Annotated in this window: 2 protein-coding genes; both read right to left on the bottom strand. The window is 43.1% G+C overall.

What is annotated here, in order from left to right:
• Positions 1 to 107: 107 nt before the first annotated feature.
• Positions 108 to 1,466, bottom strand: coding sequence for a hypothetical protein (locus tag QUB12_RS36685; protein ID WP_333058089.1), 1,359 nt, complete (start codon positions 1,464 to 1,466; stop codon positions 108 to 110).
• Between the two features lie 65 nt (positions 1,467 to 1,531).
• The coding region (locus QUB12_RS36680; RefSeq protein ID WP_333311010.1) for an RHS repeat-associated core domain-containing protein at positions 1,532 to 4,600 on the bottom strand (3,069 nt) is incomplete at its 5' end.

The following is a 4,600-nucleotide window of genomic DNA, read 5'->3' as shown; positions in this document are numbered from 1 at the left end:
AGGTCGTGTGTTTCGATGACTGCCCCGGAGTGCATTTCTACGGAAGAGGTTAAGCCGCCTTTTGCTTTGCATTCGTTAATTCAACTATTAAGTAAAAAAGTTAAATTCTAGTCAAAGGAAGGGTCTGTATACCATTTTTTCACATTCTCGTACCATTCACTCGCCTGCTTGTATTCCTCAACTATCTCAACCGGAGTATTGTCATCTAATTTCCAAGGACAAAAATCACTAGACTTATGTTCGCAACTAACATGATAGCCTCGCGGTAAAGTCTTCCAGTAGGTAGCTTGAAATGGTTCAAGGACATTCCACTTTTCGGTTCCTGGGATATGTTCGTGTATTAAAATCAAACTATCCACAGCCAGCAATTGCTCTATAATTTCGCGCTCAGTACCTATAATTCCCTCTTCATAGGGGAAGATGTTCAGAAAATTCGCAATAAGAAACTTATTCCAGGCAGGATGAGCCATTGCTTCCCATTTAGCACCTCCTTGAGGAGTTAAATAGTATGATGCTTTAAGTCTCCCGTCTAAGTGGTCTTGAATTCCAGCCATTGTTAAAACAACATCAGGAGTCCCCTCTGCATCATATTCATCAGCAAACACTATTGCTTTAATATCTCCTTTTTGAAACAAGGAATCGGCTGCAAGTGCTGTTTCAGCATGAGATAAGTGTTCTGAGTATGCAACGCTTTCTAACCCGTAATAGTTTATTACAACAGATTTTAGCAGCAAGTATTCAACCTTTGAATTCGGAGTTTCTGCCAATGCTGCGTAAGAGATTGGTGCTATATCTTCAAAGAGACTTGATGGGTTTGTATCTAATTCTGGCTCTGTATACCAATGCGAAATTTCTGAGTACCACTGCTTCGCTTGTCGATCTTTCTCAATCCATTCTTTGGGTGTATTTGAGTCGATACACAATTCAAAATATCGATGCTGGTAAGTAACTTTGTAAGCTTTGGGTAAAGTTTTCCAGTACGTTGCTTTCCAAAATCCTATATCCTCCCAAAAACAAGTTTCTGAAATAAGAATTTGGTTTTCTAAATATTCACAATAATTTATAATTTCTTGCATAATCTGCTGAGAACAACAGATTATTTCTGAACGAAATAATCCAGTTATTTCATCACGCTGATAACCCAGACACCATTTATGATAATAATTCCAATTAGCACCAGTTAAGCCTTCCCACCTTGCTCCTCCCTGAGAAGTTAAGTAGTAAAAAGCGTTGAGTTTTCCATTTAGGCTTGCCCAAATCTGAGATATTGTTAGGGCTACACCTCTAATATTTTCTCCATTTTCATTAGAAAATGCTGCTAATATATCGCCACTTTGAAATAACCGATTGGCTGCTGATACCACTTCAGCATGGGAGAGTCGCCAATCAGATGCGACATTTATGAAAATTTCTGTCTCTGTTAAAGCAGACAAGATCATTAAATACTCTACTCTGTTTATAGTCATTTGCTTGTTAATTACACAGCATCTATATCAAGCGTAAAAGGTTATGTTCCAGTCAAGTAATTGATTTAGAGATCAGAATTGTGAATTTTCCGGCTATTTGCATTTTTTATATTCAAAATGGAAAATCTTACTCTTTTCTTTGGTCCTGTGACAGTATCTTCACAACATTCACATCTTCCGAGTGAGCCAGCGCTAGATGACGACCACTCTTGGTCTTTTCGGACGTTATCGTTAGCACTTATCTCTACATTGTAGTGACGCGCACCACCGTCTTTTGTAGGCTTTGGATAAGGACAAGGTAACTTATCATCGGCTTTATATGGTAAAGCTCCTATAGGAGGAAGCAAACTCTGCAACCACCATAGTCTTTCTCTATTTGGCTGTCTGTCATTTGCTAATTCGCGCCTTGTTTTTTGTAAATTATTCGCTGCATCTTCAAGGCTGTTATATCTAAAACCAATTAGGATACCCTGTTCTCCCCCTGTTCCTCTAAATATTGTCTCACACTTGACATATTTCTTGAGTTCGGGGTCATCTGCACAAGTTTTACAATCAGGATTCGGAAGAGGTGGCGAAGCTGGAGAGGTTGACGGCGCAGTGGATGGCTGTGAACGAGTTGGTCGATTAAGCAGTGGAGTAGGCTGAGTTTGTCCCTGAGGTTGAATCAACCCTCTCCGCAGTCTCTCCTGAAACAGTCGATCGTCCTGACCAGCAGGAAGAGGATTCAGCAACCCACCACCACCAGGAGGTGCAAGCAATATACCCAAACCAGGCACACGCTGGAGAAGACCACCCAAAGGCGGTAGAGGCAAAGCCGGTGCAGGCAAAGGTATCGCTACAGGAACCTGTTCTCCCGACGGATCGGTATAATTAGTCGGACTATTTCCCACATACCGATACAAATTAGCATCCCCACCCCCAAACCCGATCGTATCCTCACTAATAAACCTCCCCACCTGCGGGTCATAATACCTCGAATTATAATAATAATTCCCCGTCTCAGAATCCAACTCCCGCCCCGTAAAACCAAACCGGAAACCCACACTCGGATTAGTTTGACTCCTCACCTTCCCAAAACTATCATAACCAATCCGATTCTGAATCGCCCCATTAGAATCAACCAAATCCCGCACCGTTCCCAGATTATCAGTTAACGGCCACAACACGCTACCGCCAGCACTTTCATCAGCCAAAATCTGGTCAGTTTCCACCCCGTGCAAATAACGGTGCGTTTGAGAACCAGCACCATCAAAAGTCAAAGCAATATGCTGCCCGTCGTAAACCAAACGCTCAACTTGAGGCACCGCACTACCAGCACCATCCGCATCAACTTCCTTAACAATGCGGCGATTCAAACCATCATAACTATACTGAGCCGACTTAATCACAGAACCGCTACCATTTTTACCCACAACCTGACTCAAACGGTTCCGATAATCCCAACTGTACTCAGTCACCTCACCCGTAACAATATCAGTCCGCTTCGTGAGATTCCCCTCACCATCGTAGTCGTAATTGTAAACACCATCAGACTGCAACTGATTGTTACTTCCAGTTTGATATCCAGAATTAGTTCGACTCCCATTATCATCGTAACTGTAACTCTCATCACTCTGAGAACTATAATCTGCACCAGTCAACTGGTCTCGCTTGTCATAACTGTAATTGGTACTACCCGATGGCGAAGTAAATCCAGTCACTCGATTGGCAAAATCGTAAGTCCAAGCATAATTAGCTAACGTCACATTCCCCTTACCGTGACTCAACCGAGTTAAACGACCCGCAGTGTCATAAACATACTCGCTTGAGGCCACCAAACCCGTCCCATTCAAATCGCTGTAACGAGTAACATCCTTAGTTTTACCCGCAGCATCATAACTCATATCCACCCGCTTGGAACTTACCCCATTCCCACTTTGAGTAATCCGAGTTACTCGGTTCCCATCATCATAAGTAAAAGACTTCGTTCCCCGCAATTGACCGTTAATTGTATCCGTCACAGAAATCGGACGATTAACCTGATTGTATGCGTACTTCAACAACACATTTGGCACGTTCGGAGTTCCCGCATTGTCAACAGTTTCCAAATTCCCAGCCAAATCGTAAGTCAAAGCATAAGTTGCATCGGGGTCGCTAATAGTTTTAAGTTGACCTGCTGCATCGTAGCTTGAAGTAATCGTCCGAATAGAAGTGTTAGCTGAATTCAGCCACTGTTCCTCTTTTGGGCGGTTGAGTTTGTCGTAAACAAACTTGCGAGTGCGGTTGTTGCCGTCTTTAGATGTGATTAAATTGCCTGCGGGGTCGTAAGTGTAGCTGCGAGTGCGGTTCAGTGGTTGATTGGTTTCAGTTTTGAGGCGATTTAATTCATCGTAGGCGAAGGTTGTTTTGTTGTTGGAAGGGTCAGTGAGAGAACTGACATTGCCGACATTATCGTAAGCTGTAGTTGTGGTTTTGTTGAGAGCATCAGTGACTGTTGTTTGACGGTTTAAAGCATCGTAACCGTAGCGAGTGGTGTTGCCCAAACCGTCTGCGACAGCACTAACATTACCGTTAGCATCGTATTCTGTAGACACTTTGTTGCCGAGGGGGTCGGTGACGGAAGTAGTTCGGTCTTTTGTGTCGTAAGTATATTCGGTTTTGTCTCCCAGTTCGTTGGTAAATGTGAGGAGGTTGCTGTTAGCGTCGTAGGTAGATTTTGTGGTATTATTGAGAGGGTCTTTGCTGCCGGTTTGGCGGTTGAGATTGTCGTAGGTGTATTCGGTGGAGTGGTTGAGAGCGTCGGTAATTTTAGTTTGATTGCCGGCTTTGTCGTAAGTGTAGGTGGTATTGTTTAGTTTGGGGTCAGTGACAGTTTTTTGGCGGTTTAAAGCATCGTAGGTAAAGGAAGTCTTGCGAAGTATCGGGTCAGTAACCGATTTGAGAGTGCCACCTTTATTGTACTCGGATGTTGTGACATTATTGAGTGGATCTGTGATTTGAGTTTGACGATTCAGAGCATCGTAAACGTATTGAGTTTTGTTAGTATTCCCATCAATTTCAGCAGTAACATTCCCAACCTTATCGTACTCAGTTTTGCTCGTACTAGCAATAGTAGTCTGTGCCGCTTGAGTAACATCAGTCCGCCTTCCCAACTC

It is taken from the genome of Microcoleus sp. B7-D4, assembly GCF_036705125.1.
In the GTDB taxonomy this organism is placed as follows: domain Bacteria; phylum Cyanobacteriota; class Cyanobacteriia; order Cyanobacteriales; family Microcoleaceae; genus Microcoleus.
Note: the sequence above shows the minus strand (reverse complement) of the source record. Positions and strands in the feature narration are given on the sequence as shown.